The organism is Allobosea sp. GW821-FHT03A12, assembly GCF_058986765.1.
Genome location: NZ_JBYSVZ010000001.1, coordinates 1,212,176 through 1,228,583, shown reverse-complemented (window position 1 = coordinate 1,228,583; position 16,408 = coordinate 1,212,176). Strand labels below are relative to the sequence as shown.

General features: G+C 67.3%; 16 protein-coding genes. 8 read left to right on the top strand and 8 right to left on the bottom strand.

The window, feature by feature from the left end:
- Positions 1 to 59: 59 nt before the first annotated feature.
- A complete protein-coding gene (locus tag AC3WLC_RS05740) occupies positions 60 to 545 on the bottom strand; it encodes a hypothetical protein (protein ID WP_493682965.1) in 486 nt (161 codons plus the stop codon).
- A gap of 248 nt (positions 546 to 793) precedes the next feature.
- On the opposite strand from AC3WLC_RS05740, the gene AC3WLC_RS05735 reads away from it, so the two are divergent.
- Entirely contained in the window at positions 794 to 994 is a 201-nt protein-coding gene (locus AC3WLC_RS05735) for a hypothetical protein (RefSeq protein WP_493682964.1), read from the top strand.
- 76 nt (positions 995 to 1,070) lie between these two features.
- Entirely contained in the window at positions 1,071 to 1,709 is a 639-nt protein-coding gene (locus AC3WLC_RS05730; protein WP_493682963.1) for a hypothetical protein, read from the top strand.
- Positions 1,710 to 1,723: 14 nt separating this feature from the next.
- Here AC3WLC_RS05730 and AC3WLC_RS05725 read toward each other — a convergent pair whose 3' ends face one another.
- From AC3WLC_RS05725 to AC3WLC_RS05695, 7 genes are all read right to left on the bottom strand, one after another.
- Positions 1,724 to 1,999, bottom strand: coding sequence for a hypothetical protein (locus AC3WLC_RS05725; RefSeq protein ID WP_493682962.1), 276 nt, complete (start codon positions 1,997 to 1,999; stop codon positions 1,724 to 1,726).
- A gap of 159 nt (positions 2,000 to 2,158) precedes the next feature.
- Entirely contained in the window at positions 2,159 to 2,911 is a 753-nt protein-coding gene (locus AC3WLC_RS05720; RefSeq protein WP_493682961.1) for a hypothetical protein, read from the bottom strand.
- Positions 2,908 to 3,711 (bottom strand): 5-deoxy-glucuronate isomerase, encoded by an 804-nt coding sequence (gene iolB / locus AC3WLC_RS05715; RefSeq protein ID WP_493682960.1) that lies wholly within the window; start codon positions 3,709 to 3,711, stop codon positions 2,908 to 2,910. The genes AC3WLC_RS05720 and iolB overlap by 4 nt, the downstream gene beginning before the upstream one ends.
- 14 nt (positions 3,712 to 3,725) lie before the next feature.
- Positions 3,726 to 4,625: a myo-inosose-2 dehydratase gene (gene iolE / locus AC3WLC_RS05710; RefSeq protein WP_493682959.1), complete on the bottom strand. Its 900-nt coding sequence runs from the start codon at positions 4,623 to 4,625 to the stop codon at positions 3,726 to 3,728.
- A 15-nt stretch (positions 4,626 to 4,640) separates the two neighbouring features.
- Entirely contained in the window at positions 4,641 to 6,482 is a 1,842-nt protein-coding gene (gene iolD, locus AC3WLC_RS05705; RefSeq protein WP_493682958.1) for a 3D-(3,5/4)-trihydroxycyclohexane-1,2-dione acylhydrolase (decyclizing), read from the bottom strand.
- Between the two features lie 11 nt (positions 6,483 to 6,493).
- The gene (locus AC3WLC_RS05700; protein ID WP_493682957.1) at positions 6,494 to 8,395 is read right to left on the bottom strand and encodes a bifunctional 5-dehydro-2-deoxygluconokinase/5-dehydro-2-deoxyphosphogluconate aldolase; all 1,902 of its coding nucleotides are present in this window, start codon (positions 8,393 to 8,395) and stop codon (positions 6,494 to 6,496) included.
- Positions 8,388 to 9,236 (bottom strand): MurR/RpiR family transcriptional regulator, encoded by an 849-nt coding sequence (locus AC3WLC_RS05695; protein ID WP_493682956.1) that lies wholly within the window; start codon positions 9,234 to 9,236, stop codon positions 8,388 to 8,390. The genes AC3WLC_RS05700 and AC3WLC_RS05695 overlap by 8 nt, the downstream gene beginning before the upstream one ends.
- Before the next feature lie 123 nt (positions 9,237 to 9,359).
- On the opposite strand from AC3WLC_RS05695, the gene AC3WLC_RS05690 reads away from it, so the two are divergent.
- From AC3WLC_RS05690 to AC3WLC_RS05665, 6 genes are all read left to right on the top strand, one after another.
- Positions 9,360 to 10,160: an SDR family oxidoreductase gene (locus AC3WLC_RS05690; protein ID WP_493682955.1), complete on the top strand. Its 801-nt coding sequence runs from the start codon at positions 9,360 to 9,362 to the stop codon at positions 10,158 to 10,160.
- Positions 10,161 to 10,196: 36 nt separating this feature from the next.
- On the top strand, positions 10,197 to 11,198 hold the full coding sequence (gene iolG, locus AC3WLC_RS05685) for an inositol 2-dehydrogenase (protein WP_493682954.1): 1,002 nt from the start codon (positions 10,197 to 10,199) through the stop codon (positions 11,196 to 11,198).
- Positions 11,198 to 11,998 (top strand): inositol monophosphatase family protein, encoded by an 801-nt coding sequence (locus AC3WLC_RS05680; protein WP_493682953.1) that lies wholly within the window; start codon positions 11,198 to 11,200, stop codon positions 11,996 to 11,998. The genes iolG and AC3WLC_RS05680 overlap by 1 nt, the downstream gene beginning before the upstream one ends.
- Positions 11,999 to 12,066: 68 nt before the next feature.
- Positions 12,067 to 13,104: an ABC transporter substrate-binding protein gene (locus AC3WLC_RS05675; protein WP_493682952.1), complete on the top strand. Its 1,038-nt coding sequence runs from the start codon at positions 12,067 to 12,069 to the stop codon at positions 13,102 to 13,104.
- 43 nt (positions 13,105 to 13,147) lie between these two features.
- Complete coding sequence (locus AC3WLC_RS05670) at positions 13,148 to 15,331, top strand: ABC transporter permease (protein ID WP_493682951.1); 2,184 nt, start codon at positions 13,148 to 13,150, stop codon at positions 15,329 to 15,331.
- 15 nt (positions 15,332 to 15,346) lie between these two features.
- Positions 15,347 to 16,408 carry an ABC transporter ATP-binding protein gene (locus AC3WLC_RS05665; RefSeq protein WP_493682950.1) on the top strand — a complete coding sequence of 354 codons (1,062 nt, stop codon included), beginning with the start codon at positions 15,347 to 15,349 and terminating at the stop codon, positions 16,406 to 16,408.

Genomic DNA, 16,408 nt, shown 5'->3' with positions numbered 1-16,408 from the left:
AAAATCGAGATGATCTTGCAGGCGCGCCCGGAAACCAGGCGCGCCACGCTATTCTCCACTCAGCCCTTGAGCTTGGCGTTGCACTGGCTCCAGTAGCCGCCGCCCTTCTCGATCCACTTCAGCTCGCCATTGGCGTTGGCCGCCTTGTTGGCGTTGTACTGATCGGCGCAGGTCTTGAGGCGGGCGCGGCCGGCGGTCTCATCCGAGTATTTCGTCGAGACGGCCTTCGGGAACACCGCAGCCTTGGCCTTGCCGGCGGGCTTTGCCGGGGTCGCCGCGGCCGGCTTGCCTGCCGTGGTCGCGGCCGGCGTCGCCGCCGGGGCCGGAGTATCCGTCACCGCGGCGGCGGCATCGTTCTCCGAAGCGTCGTCATCGGCGCAGTTGGCCTTGCGGAAATCGTTCCACTTCTGGCCCTTCAGCGTGTTCGCCTTCTTGGCGTCCTGATACTTGACGCTGCATTCCTTCATGGTCAGCGCAGATGCCGGCGCCGCGGCAAGTCCCGCAGTCATCAAAGCGAGGGCGGTGGAGAACAGAAGCGTCTTCATGTGCAGTCTCCCTAGATCACGATGATTTTGGATCGAAGCGGTCCAAAATCATAAAACGTGATCGATTCTAGAAACTTAGAGCAGGATTCCAGCGAAAAACCGGTTCCCACTTTTTCGCATCCTGCTCTAGCGATGAATCGAGCTCGCCGCAGCGAGCTTAACCAACGATGGAAATCTCTGCCATCGCCCTGCGGCAACTTCTGGGCTAGTTCCTCGTTCCATCACCGCAACAACGCAAGGACATCCCGATGAAGTTCGCAGCTACCCTCGCCATCCTCGCTCTCGGCCTCACTGCCTGCACGACGCTGGAGCAGCGCGTCAGCGGCGCTGCGGTCGGCGCCGGAACGGGAGCGGTCGTAGCCGGACCGGTCGGGGCCGTGGTCGGTGGGGCCGCCGGCGCGGTCAGCGCTCCCGCGGTCGTTCGCACCACGCGTCGCGCTACGCGCTAATCCGGGCCGGCGGCGGAACCCTGCCGCCGCTCCCTCGTTTCGACCATGAAGCCATTCGAGCCCATGGAGTCGAACGATGGACAATGACAAGCGCCTGCCGCCGGACGTGCCCTCCAACGAGGATGAGATCGACCGCGCGACGGGCAGCGTCGCTGCACGGGCCGCGGATCTCGCCAACCGCACGGCCGAGACCGTCAAGGACGGCTACGGCCGGGCCAGGGAGAAACTGGCCGAGATCGATCCGCGCGACACGCTGCGCGATGCCGGCCGCTATGCCCAGGAGACCGGCGAGGCCGCGGTCGAGACCGTCAACCGCCATCCGCTCGCGGCCTTTGCGGTCGGCGCGCTCAGCGTCGGCCTGATCGCCTGGGCGATGACGCCGCGCCGGTCGAGTTGGCAACCCGATACGTCGGGCTGGTCACGCATGCTGCGCGACTACAGCGATCAGGCACTCCGTGCCGGACGTGATCTCGTCGGCAGCGGCCGCGAGCAGCTCGATCGCAGCCGGGACTATGCCGCGCGCGGCCAGGACTATCTCGACATGGGCCGCGACTACGCCCGCGAGGGCGGCCAGATGCTGATGAAGCGCGGCGAGCGCGAGCCGCTTGCCGCCGTGGTCGGCGTCGGCCTCGCGCTCTACGTCATCGGCTCGCTGCTGAGCAGCGGCAGCAGCAACCAGTCGCAGCCCGCAGCTCGCCGCCGCGCCAAACGGTAATCGAGCAGTAGGCGTCAGCCCCGCCGGGAGGCCTTCTCCGCCTGGCGGGCCGCCTGCTTCTCGGCCTCGCCGGCGCGCACCAGGCTCTTGATCGCGAGCGGGCGCCTGCCCGACTTCTCGGCGATGATGCGATCCTGCTCCTGGATTGCCTCCAGGGCGGGATCGTCGCCGTCGATCCCGCCGAGCAGTTCGCTCGGCACGCGGCGGTTGGAGCTGCGCGAGCCGTCCTCGTAGAAAACGTCGAACAGCACGAAGGAAGCGTCGAGCGGCTTGGATTTCTTGCGGGCCATGGTTCGATCCTGTCGGTTGGGCGATCCGTCCGGCCGCGGCGCTGATGGCGGGCCGAAGGGATCGCGAGGCCGCAGAGCGGCAACTGAAAGCGGTGAGCGCGACGTAGACCCGTCGGGCCGGCAAGGCAAGCCGGAACGATCCGCGACCGGCTGCTCGGCCTATGTCAGGCTCAGCGTCTCGACGATCTGCGAGTCGAGGACGAGATCGTCGCTGGCGCCCATCAGCCAGAGCTTGTCGGCGGTGAAGCGCCGGATCGGCCTGTCCCACCAGCGCTCGATGAGGCTAGCGAGCGCCGCCGCCTCGGCAACGTCGAGATCGTCCTTCAGGTTCCAGACCCCCACGACATAGAGATCGCTGGTCGGCCGCCCAAGCGCCCGCTGCATGAGGTGGAGGGTGTTCTGCCCGTCGCGGCGCTCCGGATAGAGCCGCAGATAGAGCCGGCCGCGATTGACATTGCCCGAGAACAGGCCGCGCAGCTCCATGACGATCGGCCCGATGCGCGACAGCGCCTCGCGCGCAGCCGGATCGATCACTGGCGGCGCGCCGACCGACAGCGAGCCGCACACCGTCGCATGCAGCTTGGCCTGCCGCCTGGTGACGATGTCCCAGGCGATCTTGCTCGCGAACCGAGCTTCGCGCAGCTCCTGTTCGAGCTCCCGATAGGCCGGAGCTTCCTGCAAGCCCAGCGTCGGCACCACCAGCGAGTAGATCGGCGGGTGCCGGCCATTTTCGTAATGCGTGCCGTCCTTGCGCGCGATCGCCTTGGGATGGGCAGGATCGATCAATGGCAGATGCGCCAGGCGATAGCCGTCGTCGAGGGCCATGCCCGCACCGGCCACGAAGGCCGTGCGGCTGCGGAGATAGGCGAGATCCTCGTCGCCAATGAATTCGATCCCGATCGCTTCGCTCACGCCTTCAGCATCCACTCATGCGCGGGATCGTTGTGGAACTTCCAGATCCGCTTCGGTCCCGCCATGACATTGAGATAATAGAGCTCGTAGCCATGCGGCGCGCCGACCGGATGATAGCCCCTCGGCACCAGCACGACATCGCCATCCGAGAACGCCATGGTCTCGTCGAGCGAGCGGTCGTCGGTATAGACGCGCTGGAAGCCGAAACCCTGCGGCGGGTTGAGGCGATGGTAATAGGTCTCCTCCAGCAGCGACTCCGCCGGCAGATTATCCTGGTCATGCTTGTGCGGCGGATAGCTCGACCAGCAGCCCGAAGGCGTGATCACCTCGACGACGAGGAGCCCGTCGGCGGCTTCGGTCTCCGGCAGGATGTTGCGGACATGGCGGGTATTACTGCCCTCCCCGCGCGTCAGGGCGCCGACATCGGCCGGACCGATCACGCGCGCCGGCCGCGCGCCGGCCTTGCCCGGCGCCGAGCAGATCGCGAGCTCGCACGGCCCTTGCGCCGTCACGCTCCAGTTCGAGCCGGCCGGTACATAAAGCGACCAGGGATCGGGCTCGAAGGGCGATGACCGCCCGCCGATCACGCCGAAATCCTTACCATCCGCGCTAGCTGAGACCTTGCCGGAGAGCAGGACGAGGCAATGCTCCCTGTCACCGGTCTGGCGCGACAGGCTCTGCCCCGCCGTGAGCTTGTGGACGGCGAAGCCGACATGCTCCCAGCCGGCCGTCTCCGGCGTGACCTCGTGGATGCGCCCCTCGGCATCAGGCGCCTGCGGCTTGACCAGCAGCTTCGACATGATCGTGCCCGGGCTCAGACGAGCCCGGCCTCCTTCAGGCTCCGCTTGAGATGGGCGACGCCCTTCTTGGCGTAAGTCAGCGGGTGCGCCTTCTCGGGATCCTGCTCGGCCTCGACCACGACCCAGCCGGAATAGCCCGGCAGCGCCTTGAACACGGCGGGGTAGTCGACCATGCCGTCGCCCGGCACGGTGTAGACGCCGAGTTCGCTTCCCTTGCCGAGAATGGAATCGAGGAAGCTCCAGTCCTCCGCCCTCGCCTGCTCCATCACGCTCATGCGGACATCCTTGGCATGGAAGTGGCTGATGCGGCCGCGATAGCGCTCGGCGAGCTTGACCGGATCGGCGCCGCCCCAGGTCGCGTGGCCGGTGTCGAGCAGGAGATGCACTGCCTCGCCCGTCACCGCCATGAAGGCGTCGATATCGGCCTCGCTCTCGACGATCGTGCCCATATGGTGGTGGTAGACCAGCCGGACACCCTCGGCGAGCGTGCGCTCGGCGACCTCGGTGATCCTCCGGCCAAACTGCGCCCAATCATCCGCCGCCATCACCGGCCGCTGCGACAAGGGCTTGCTGCGATCGCCATGGATCGCGTTCGAGGTCTCGGCGAAGACCAGCACGGTCGAGCCCATCGCCTTGAGCAGGTCGAGATGAGCACGCAGATGCTTCATCTCCTCCTCGGCATCGCGCGTCAGCAATTCGGCCGAATACCAGCCGGAGATGCAGGCCATGCCGAAGGGGTCGAGCGCCGCCTTTAGCGCTTTCGGCTCGCGCGGGAATTTGTGGCCGAGCTCCATGCCGACGAAGCCGGCTTCGCGGGCCTCGGCCAGGCAGGTCTCAAGCGGCGTCGCGCCGCCGATCTCCTGGAGATCGTCATTCGACCAGCCGATGGGGTTGGCGCCGATACGGATAGGCATGTCGTCCTCTTATGATCAGTTGTCGCGCGCGGCGAGCGCGCCGTCATAGCGCTTGCGCGCCGCCTTGACCTCGTCGCGCACCGAAACCTCCGGTACAGCCACCTCCCACCAATGCCCGCCGGCATCGGTCGAGATCAGCGGGTCGGTGTCGATGACGATGACGCTGGTGCGATCATGGGCGCGCGCTTCGGCAAGGGCGGTTTCCAGCTCCGCCAGGCTCGCGACCTTTCGAGAAATCGCGCCCATCGAGCCGGCATGCGCGGCGAAATCGATCTCCGGCAGCGTCTCGTGACGGGTGTCGCGCAGCAGGTTGTTGAAGGAGGCGCCGCCGGTCGCATTCTGCAGGCGGTTGATGCAGCCGAAGCCTCTGTTGTCGAGCACGACGATGGTGAGCTTGATGCCGAGCATCACCGAGGTCGCGATCTCCGAGTTCATCATCAGATAGGAGCCGTCACCGACCATGACGAAGACCTCGCGCGCCGGATCAGCGAGCTTCGCACCGAGGCCGCCGGCGATCTCGTAGCCCATGCAGGAATAGCCGTATTCCATGTGGTAGCCGCCGGGCGCGCCGGCCTGCCAGAGCTTGTGCAATTCGCCCGGCAGGCCGCCAGCGGCGCAGAGCACGACATCGCTCGCCCGGCTCTGGCGCTGCACCGCGCCGATCACCTGCGCATCGCTCGGTAGCGCCTGATTGCTCGTCGCAGTGTAGCGCGCGGCGGTGGTGAGCCAGGCATCGCGCGAGGCCTGCACCTGAGCCGTCCAGCCGGCCGGCGCTTTCCAGCCCGCCAGCGCGACCTCCAGCTCGGCGAGGCCTGCCTTGGCATCGGCCACCAGCGGCTGCCCGCCATGCTTGCCGGCGTCGAAGGCCTGCGTGTTCAGACCGATGATCCGGCACTCCGGATCAGCGAAGAGCGCGCGCGAGCCGGTGGTGAAATCCTGCAGGCGCGTGCCCACCGCGAGCACGACATCGGCATGCTTCGCGGCGTCGTTGGCAGCGCCGGTGCCCGTGACGCCGATCGCGCCGAGATTGAGCGGGCGGTCATGCGGCAGGGCGCTCTTGCCGGCTTGCGTCTCGGCGCTCGGGATTCCGTGCGCCAGGCAGAAGCGGGCAAGCTCGCTTTCGGCTTCGCTGTAGAGCGTGCCGCCGCCGGCGACGACCAATGGCCGCTTCGCGCCCTTCAGCAGCTCTATCGCCTGCGCCAGCTCCTGCTCGTCCGGACGCGTCCGGCGCTGCTGCCGGATCCGCTCGACGAAGAAGCTTTCGGGATAATCATAGGCTTCCGTCTGCACGTCCTGGCATAGCGCCAAAGTCACCGGTCCGCATTCCGACGGATCGGTCAGCACCTGCATCGCCCGCTCGAAGGCGGGGATCAATTGCTCCGGCCGGGTGATCCGGTCGAAATAGCGCGACACCGGCTTGAAGCAGTCATTGGCCGAGACGGTGCCGTCGCCGAAATCCTCGATCTGCTGCAGCACCGGATCGGGCCGGCGCCCAGCGAAGACGTCGCCTGGCAGCAGCAGCAATGGCAGGCGGTTGACATGCGCGACAGCGGCGGCCGTCACCATATTGGTCGCGCCGGGCCCGATCGAGCTCGTCACTGCCATCATCCGGCGCCGGCGCGAGGCCTTGGCAAAAGCGATCGCCGAGTGCGCCATCGCCTGCTCGTTATGGGCCCGCAACGTCGGCAGGATGTCGCGGGCGCCATGCAGCGCTTCGCCTAAGCCGGCGACATTGCCATGGCCGAAGATCGCCCAGACGCCCGCGAAGAGCGGCAGCGTCCGGCCGCCGACGACCGTCTTCTGCGTCGCCATCGCTGCCACCAGTGCCTGCGCCATGGTGAGCCGTACAGTGCTCATCGCAAATCTCCTCAGCGGCCTTGCCAGGCGTCGACCAGCCGGCCGAAGCGCTCGGCCATCATCGCGGTCGCGGCTTCATCGTCGAGCTTGCCGGCGAGCCAGCCGCGCGCCGCTTCGCCGAAGATCGTGCGCCCGACTGCGAAACCCTTCACCGTCCTGGCAGTCTGCGCCAACCGGAACGCCGCCTCCAGCTCCGGCAGCGGTGCATCGAGCCCAAGCAGCACAACACCGCGGCAATAGGGATCGTTCTGCGCGATCGCGGCATCGACCGCCGCCCAGGCGGCAGCGCTCGGCTGCCCCTCCAGCTTCCACCAGTCCGGCTTGATGCCGATCGCATAGAGCCGGCGCATCACCGAGGCCATCGTGTCGTCGCCGACCGGACCGTTCTTCGAGCAGATGATCTCGACAAGGAGCTCGCGGCCGACCTGCCGGCAGGCGAGCGCCACCCGCTTCAGCGTCGCCTCCTGCTCGGCCTTCAGCGCCGCATCGTCGTCGGGATGGTAGAAGGCCAGCACCTTGGCGACATGGTCGACGGGCCATTCGTTCAGCACCGCCCCGAGCGAACCATCCGCATCGGTTTCGAGCCTGAGCGGCCGCGAGCCCGGCACCTCCAATGGCCGCGCCACCCAGAAACCGTGATCGCCGGCGCGGAACAATGCCTCGCGGCCATGGCGCCCGTCGAGTAGCATGCCGAAACCCTCGGCACCCTCCGCGATCCGCGCCGCCGCGTCGACGGCAAGCCGCTTGAAGGCGGCGATGCGCTCGCGCGGCACGCCAGCCTCATCCGCCATCGCCTCGACCTGCGAGCGATGGTCGATGGCGAGAGCCATCAGCGTCGGCGCCTGCGGCCGGCGCGTCGTCGCCCAATGGACATGGTTGATCGCCACGTCATGGCGCAGCGCCCGATGCGGCGAGCCATGCTTCAGGAAGAACTGCAGCTCGGCGAAGGTCGGGCTCTCCGGCGAGCAGAGCAGGCGCGAGACGGCGAAGGCACCGCAGGCATTGGCCCAGGTGCAGCAGGTCTCGATCGGCTCGTCGCTGAGATAGCCGCGCAGGAAGCCGGACATGAAGGCGTCGCCCGCCCCCAGCACATTGTAGACCTCGACTGGGAAGCCCGGCCCCTTGATCCCATCCTCAATTGAATCCGGAATGGTGCCTGGGAAAACCACACAGCCCATCGGCCCGCGCTTGCAGACGATCGTCGCCTTGCTCAGCGCGCGGATGTTGCCGATCGCGGCGAGCGTGTCCTCCGAGCCACCGGCGGCATGCAGCTCCTCCTCGGTACCGACGATCAGGTCGCAATCCGGCAGGATCGCCTGGAGATGCAGGGTGACGCTGTCCGAGCGGATATAGCGCTCCTCGCCAGCGCCATGCCCCGCCAGCCCCCAGAGATTGGGCCGGTAGTCGACGTCGAACACCACCTTGCGGCCATGCTTGCGGGCGAGCGCGATCGCCTTGCGCTGCGCCTTGGCAGCGTTCGGAATGGCGAAATGCGTGCCGGTGACCACGACTGCCTTGGCCGAGGCGATGAAGGCCTCGTCGATCTCGCTCTCGTCGAGGGCGGCGTCAGCGCAGTCCGTGCGATAGAAGATCAGCGGGAAGGTCTTCTCGTCGCGCACGCCGAGGATCACGAGTGAGGTCAGGCGCTTGGGATCGACGACGACGCCCCTGGTCTCGACGCCCTCGCGCTGCAACTGCTCCAGGATGAAGCGGCCCATCTGCTCGTCGCCGACGCGGGTGATCACCGCCGATTTCAGGCCGAGCCGGGCAGTACCGATCGCGATATTGGTCGGGCAACCGCCGACCGCCTTGGAGAAGCTGCCCATGTCCTCCAGCCGGCCGCCGATCTGCTGGCCGTAGAGGTCGACCGAGGAGCGGCCGATCGAGATCAGGTCGAGCAAGGGTTCAGGCATCGGGGCGGGCTTTCTCGGCAGTGCCGACGGCGAGCGTCATGGCGAGTGCGAAGGTGGCCGACATCGAGCGGAAGGCGCCGTAATCGGCCTCCTCGACCTCGAGCCAGAGCGAGCAGTGCTGGGCGAGCGGGCTGAGCGCGCTGTCGGTGATCGCGATCACCGGAATGCCTTTGGCGTGAGCGTCTGCCGCCATCGCCACCGTCGCCGGCGTATAGGGCGCGCAGCTGACGGCAACGACGACATCGCCTTCACGGGCGATCGCCGCCTGCTCCGGGCCGAGCGCGGCGACGTTGTCGACCAGTACCGCACGGATGCCGAGCTTGCCGAAGGCGTAGGCGAGATAGGACACGACCGTGAACATCCGGCGCGCGCCGATGAGGATGATCGTCTCCGCCCCGGCGAGCAGGTCGGTCGCCCGATCGACATCGCGATAGCGGACGGTCGATTGCAGCCGCGTCAGCGAGCTGCGGCTGGCCTCGACGAAGCCGTCGAGCAGCACCTGCGCCATGTTCGGCCCGGCTGCGCCTTCATCGCGCAACGCCGCCAGCCGCTCACGATAATCGGGGAATTGCTGGCGCAGCCGCGAGCGGAAGAGCTGCTGCAATTCGCTGAAGCCGGAATAGTCGAGCGCCTGGGCGAAGCGCACCAATGTCGAGGCCTGTACGCCGGCTTGCTGCGCCACCTGCGCCGCGGTGCTGAGCGCCATGTCGTCGGGATTGGCGAGCGCATAATCGGCGACCTGCCGCAGCCGTTTCGGCAGGCTCGGCCCGCGCTCACGCAGCAGGGCGACGAAGCCGTCGAAATCGTCCTTTGGCGTTTCCTGCTGCACTGGCGATGTCATCGGGAACAGGGGCTCTCGCGGCCTTGACTTGCGCCGCCAGAGAATGGAATGTTTGTTCCATTAGTCAAGCGCAATAAAAATAATGTGCCATTGTGACAATGGCACTCCCAGGGAGAAACCGCGTTGCCTGAGCCGACTAACTTCAGCCGCGCGCTCGACGGCAAGGTCGCCATCGTCACCGGTGGCAGCCAGGGCCTGGGCGAGGCGATCGCCCGGGAATTCGCCGCCCGCGGCGCCGCCGGCCTGGTCCTCACCGGCCGTAACCGCGAGCGGGGCGAAGCGGTCGCCAACAGCCTGAAGAGCTCCGGCTGCAACGCCCTCTTCCACGCCGCAGACCTCGCCGACCTCGACGCCGTCCGCGGAATCGTCCCGGCCGCCGAGCAAGCTTTCGGCCGGCTCGACATCCTCGTCAACGCCGCCGGCGACACCGATCGCGGCACGATTTTCGACACTTCGCCTGAGCTCTATGCCCGGATCATGGCGGTCAACCTGACCGCGCCCTTCTTCCTGATCCAAGACGCCGCGACGCTGATGCGCAAGAACGGCATCCAGGGTTCGATCGTCAACATCCAGTCGATGTCGGCCCATGGCGGCCAGCCCTTCCTCGCCGCCTACAGCGTCTCGAAGGGCGCACTGGCGACGCTGACCAAGAACGCGGCCTATGGGCTTCTTGCCGACCGCATCCGCGTCAACGGCCTCAATATCGGCTGGATGGCGACGCCCGGCGAGGACGCGATCATGCGTCTGCGCCATGATGCGCAGGATGGCTGGTTGGAGAAGGCCGAGGCCGGCCGGCCGTTCGGCCGCCTGATCGATCCGCGCGAGGTCGCCAAGGGCGTCGCCTATCTGGCGTCATCCGAATCGGGGCTGATGACCGGCGCCAATGTCGACTTCGACCAGACCATTCTCGGCGCGCACGACTGACGCGCCGGAACGCTCTCGAACCGCAGGACCATGGACGTGATGAGATTTGGATTGCTGGGCGCCGGCCGCATCGGGCGCATTCACGGGCTCAATGTCGCGGCGCGTGCCGATGCGCAGCTGGTCGCGCTCTCCGATGCCTCGGCCGAGGCTGCGGCCTCGCTCGCCCAGGCCTCGGGCGCCAAAGTTGCCACCACCGAGGCGATCCTCACCGATGGCGGCATCGACGCCGTAGTGATCTGCACGCCGACTGACACTCATGCCGACCTGATCGAGGCCGCCGTCTCCGCCGGCAAGGCCGTGTTCTGCGAGAAGCCGGTCGATCTCGACGCCGGCCGCATCCGCCGCTGCCTCGAGGTCGTAGCCAAGTCCGGCAAGCCATTGATGATCGGCTTCAACCGCCGCTTCGATCCAAACTTCGCCGCCTTGGAAGGGCGCCTGCGCGCGGGCGAAGCCGGCGACATCGAGATCGTCAGCGTGATCTCGCGCGATCCCGGCCCGCCGCCGGTCGACTATGTCAAGCGCTCGGGCGGGCTCTTCCGGGACATGATGATCCATGATTTCGACATGGCGCGCTTCCTCCTCGCCGAGGAGCCGGTCGAGGTCTTCGCGCTTGGTTCGGCCCTGGTCGATCCGGCAATCGGCCAGGCCGGCGACGTCGACACCGCCGCCGTGCTGATGCGGACCGCGAGCGGACGCATCGCCCAGATCTCGAATTCGCGCCGCGCCACCTATGGCTACGACCAGCGCATCGAGGTGCACGGCTCCAAGGGCATGCTGCGCGCCGGCAACATCCACGAGACCACGGTGGAGATCGCGACCGGCGCCGGCTTCCGCGCCGACCCCGTGCAGAACTTCTTCCTGGAGCGCTACGCCGCCGCCTATCGCGCCGAGCTCGACGCCTTCGTCAGCGCCTGCCGCGACAAGCGCGCGCCCTCGCCCTCCGGCCTCGACGGCTTGAAGGCGCAGATCCTCGCCGACGCCGCGACCGAATCCCGCCGTACCGGCAAGCCGGTCGCCGTTTCGCTCGAGGCGCTGTGATGACGCCTGCCGAACTCGATCTGCGCCAATACGCCGTTCTAGGCCTCGTCGACGAGGCCAACCGGCTGGCACTCGACTATTTCGGCCGCAAGGACAGCCTCGGCGTCAGCATGAAGGGCGCGCAGGACTGGCTCACCGTTGCCGACGGCGCGGTCGAGAGCTTCCTGCGCGAGCGCCTCGCCGCGCTGTTCCCGAACGATGCCGTGATCGGCGAGGAAGGCGGCGGCGAGCCGGCCGACGCGGTCTGGATCATCGATCCGATCGACGGCACCTCGAACTTCGCCCGGGGCGACCGCAACTGGTGCGTCTCGATCGGCCTCCTGCTCGACGACGTACCTGAGATCGGCATCATCTCGGCCCCGGCGCTCGGCGAGGTCTATCTCGGCCGCCGCGGCCGCGGAGCGACCATGAACGGCGCGCCGATCAAGGTCTCCGGCACGGCCGATATCCGCCGCGCCTATCTCGAATTCGGCTGGTCGACGCGCGTCCCCACTGATGAATATCTCGCCACGGTCGGGCGCGGCTTTGCTGCCGGCGCCTCGGTTAAGCGCTCCGGTTCCGGCGCGCTCGGCCTTTGCCATGTCGCGATCGGCCGCACCGAGGCCTATGCCGAATTGCACATCAACGCCTGGGACGTCGCCGCCGGGCTGGTGATCGCCGCCGAAGCCGGCGCCGACATCAACGACTTCTTCGCGGGCGATGCGATCAAGGTCGGTAACCCCGTCCTGTGCTGCACGCCGGAGCTGACCGCTGAGCTGGAACGCATCACCGGAATCATAAGCCGGCGCAATAGCCGTTGATCTTTTCGGATCGCCGGTCACTATCGACCCAACAAGAACAGACAAGACCAGATATCGGGAGGAAGACCATGCAGAAACATCACTGGCTTCGCGCCGGGCTCTTTGCCGCTGCCGCGAGCGCGGCCTTCGCCGCCGCGCCGGCTCAGGCCCAGGGCTCGCTCGTCATGTATTGCGGCGTGCAGGAAGAATGGTGCCGCGCCATGAGCGGCGCCTTCGAGAAGGAGACCGGCATCAAGGTCGCGATGACCCGCAAGTCGGCGGGCGAGATCTATGCCCAGCTCAAGGCGGAATCGTCCAATCCGCGCGGCGACATCTGGTGGGGCGGCACCGGCGATCCGCACCTGCAGGCGGCCGAGGAAGGCCTGACCCAGGAATACGAGTCGCCCGCCAACAAGGACCTGCACGAATGGGCGCTGGCGCAATGGGAAGCCGCCAAGAAGCGCTCGGTCGGCATCTATGCCGGCGCGCTCGGCTTCGGCTACAACACCCAGCAGATCAAGGCCAAGGGCCTGAATGAGCCCAAATGCTGGGCCGACCTGCTCGACCCCAAGCTGAAGGACGACGTCCAGGTCGCCGACCCCAACTCCTCGGGCACCGCCTACAACCTGCTCGCCACGGTGGTGCAGCTGATGGGCGAGGACAAGGGCTTCGACTATCTCAGGGCCCTGCACAAGAACATCAGCCAGTACACCAAGTCGGGCGCCGCCCCGGCCAAGGCGGCGAGCCTCGGCGAGACCGCCGTCGGCATCGTCTTCATCCATGACGCCGTCGTCTTCGCCGTGCAGGGCGACCCGATCAAGGCCGTCGCTCCCTGCGAGGGCACCGGCTACGAGATCGGCTCGATGTCGATCGTCAAGGGCGCGCGCAATCTCGACAACGCCAAGAAGTTCTACGACTGGGCCCTGACCCCGGCGGCACAGGCGCTCGCTGCGCCGGCCAAGTCCTATCAGGTGCCGTCGAACAAGAACGCGCCGGTTCCGGCCCAGGCGCCGAAGATGTCGGAGATGAAGCTGATCAAGTACGACTTCGTCAAATACGGCTCCTCGGCCGAGCGCACTCGCCTGCTGACCAAGTGGGACAAGGAGATCAAGGCGCTGCCGAAGTGACCGCACGCTGATCGCTGACATCTGAGACGAGAGGCGAGAGACGATGCGTCCCGCGACGAGGCTTGCGCTGCTGGCCGGCTGGCTCGGCTATGCGCTCATCCCCTGGTATCTGCCCGAGGGGATGAGCCTTTCCGGCTATCCGTTCGGCAAGTCCGGCACGGCGCTGGCGCTCGTGCTCTCGGGGGCGGCGCCCTGGCTCCTGCCGGTCGGCATCGCCCTCCTCCTCGCCAGCCTGCTCGCCTTCCGCCAGGAGAATGCCGGAACCGGCAAGCTCCTGGCCTGGATCGGCTTTGCCGGCCTCGTCGTTTTCTTCGCCCAGGGCTTCGCCATCACGCTCAAGGACCAGGGCATGCCGGCGCTGGCTGCCCTGCTCGGCGGTGCCGGCGCATCGCAAGCCGGCATGGGTTTCGGCGCGCTCGTAACCCTCGTTTCGCTGCTCCTGCTGCTCTGCCACGGCCTCGCCTATCGCGGGCTGTGCCGTGGCGATCTCTTCACGACCTCCTCGATCGGCATCGTCATCATGCTGATCGTCATCTTCATCTTCCTGCCGGTCGCGGTGATCCTGCGCAGCGCTCTGGTCGATTCCAGCGGCGCCCTCGTCCTCGGCGAGTTCGTCGAGCGCCTCTTCAGCCCGACGATCTGGGGGCTGGGCTGCCTCAGCGCCAACACCAATTGCGGCGTCGCCTGGAACACGCTGGTCCTGGCGGTGCTGACCGGCCTGATCACCACCTTGCTCGGCCTCGCCTGCGCGCTGCTGATCCTGCGCACCGGCATGCCCGGCAAGCGGGCGATGCGCCTGCTCACCGTGCTGCCAATCATCACGCCGCCCTTCGTCATCGGCCTGGCGCTGATCCTGCTCTTCGGCCGCTCCGGCCTGTTCTCGACATTCCTGTTCGACTGGTTCGGCATTCCGCGCTCGCGCTGGATCTATGGCTTGCCCGGCGTGCTGCTCGCCCAGGTCCTCGCCTTCGCGCCGATCGCCTTCCTCGTGCTGATCGGCGTCGTGCAGGGCATCGCGCCGAGCCTGGAGGAAGCCTCGCAGACGCTCGGCGCCAAGCGCTGGACCACCTTCCGCACCGTGACCTGGCCCCTGCTGCGGCCGGGCCTCGCCAACGCCTTCCTGCTCGGCTTCGTCGAGAGCATGGCCGATTTCGGCAATCCGCTGGTGCTCGGCGGCAATTTCGAGGTGCTCTCGACCAAGATCTTCTTCGCCGTGGTCGGCGCCGCGCATAACCAGGGCCAGGCGGCAGTCCTCGCCATCGTCCTGCTCGGTTTCACCCTCGCCGCCTTCTGGGCGCAGCAGCGCTGGCTTGGCGGGAAATCCTACACCACCGTCACCGGCAAGGGCGATTCCGGCCTACCGACGCCGCTGCCGCGCCGGATCACCTGGATCTCGGCACTGGTGATCATCCCATGGGTGGCGCTGACCGCGGTGATCTACGTCGTCATCCTGATGGGCGGCTTCGTCAAGACGATGGGGCGCGACTACACCCCGACGCTGCAGCACTACATCACCGGCTTCTCAATCGATTTCAGCCGCGGGCTCTATTTCGATGGCTCGGCCTGGCCGTCCTTCTTCACCACGCTGAAGCTTGCGGCGATCTCGGCGCCGCTGACCGCGATCATCGGCCTGCTCACCGCCTATCTCCTGACGCGCCATCGCTTCGCCGGCCGTGGCCCACTGGAATTTGCGACCATGTTGAGCTTCGCCATTCCCGGCACCGTGCTCGGCGTCGCCTATATCCTCGCCTTCAACGTGCCGCCGGTCGAGATCACCGGCACCGGGCTGATCCTGATCATCGCCTTCGTCTTCCGCAACATGCCGGTCGGCGTGCGCTCCGGCATCGCCGGCCTGTCGCAGATCGACAAGAGCCTGGACGAGGCCTCGGCGACACTCTCGGCCCGCAGCTTCACCACGCTCTGGCGGGTGGTGCTGCCGCTGCTGCGCCCGGCCCTCGTCGCCGCGCTGATCTACAGCTTCGTGCGCAGCATGACGACGGTCAGTGCCGTGATCTTCCTGGTCTCGGCCGAGTACAACCTCGCCACCGCCTATATCGTCGGCCGCGTCGAGGCCGGCGAGTTCGGCCTCGCCATCGCCTATTCCTCGGTGCTGATCGTGGTGATGGCGCTCGGCATCAGCCTGATCCAGCTCGGCGTCGGCGAGCGCAAGCTCGGCCGGCGCGGCACGCCCGCCCTCGCCTCCTCCGCCGCTGAGCCGATCAAGTAAGGATACGTCGCAGCCATGCCCAAGGCCGGCCCCGCCTCCGTCGAGTTCCGCAATGTCAGTATGCGCTATGGCGCGGTGACGGCGGTCGACAATGTCAGCTTCTCGATCGAGGCCGGCAAGCTCGTCACGCTGCTCGGCCCCTCCGGCTGCGGCAAGACCACGACTCTGCGCATGATCGCCGGGCTGGAGATCGCCAGCGAAGGCCAGATCATGATCGGCGACAAGGACGTCACCCGGCTCTCGGCTGCCGATCGCGACGTCAGCATGGTCTTCCAGTCCTATGCGCTCTTCCCGCATATGAACGTGCTCGAGAATGCCGCCTACGGCCCGACCGTGAAGGGCCTGTCCAAGGCCAAGGCCCAGGAGATGGCGCTGGAGAAGCTGGCGCTGGTCGGCCTCAAGGGCTTCGAGAAGCGTTTTCCCTCGGAGCTCTCAGGCGGCCAGCAGCAGCGCGTCGCCGTCGCCCGCGCGCTCGTCCTGGAGCCGCAGGTGCTGCTCTTCGACGAGCCGCTCTCCAATCTCGACGCCAAATTGCGCCGGCGCGTGCGCGAGGAGATTCGCGAACTGCAGCAGGCGCTGAACCTCACCGTCGCCTATGTCACGCACGACCAGGAGGAGGCCCTCGCCGTCTCCGACCGCATCATCGTGATGTCGAACGCCCGCATCGCCCAGCAGGGCACACCGCGCCAGCTCTACGAGGAGCCCGCCGACGCCTTCGTCGCCGACTTCATCGGTGACGCCAACATGGTCGGCGTCACCGTGACATCAGTGGCAGACGGACGGGCAGAGGTCGCGATCGGGCCGGCCAGGGTCTCGCTGCCCTCGCGCGGCCTGCAGCCGGGCCCGGCCAAGGCGGCGATCAGGCCGCAGAGCCTGCTGGTCTCGCGCCATGAGAGCCAGGGCACCCTGCCCGGCACGGTCCGCAAATGCGCCTATCTCGGCAACCATCTCGACCTGATGATCGAGACCGCCGTCGGCGAGCTCTTCGTCATCAGCCACGATGTCGACGACATGCTGCTGCCGGGCACGCCGGTCTGGCTCTCCTTCGCCAGCTCGGGCGTGATCCTGGTGCCCTGA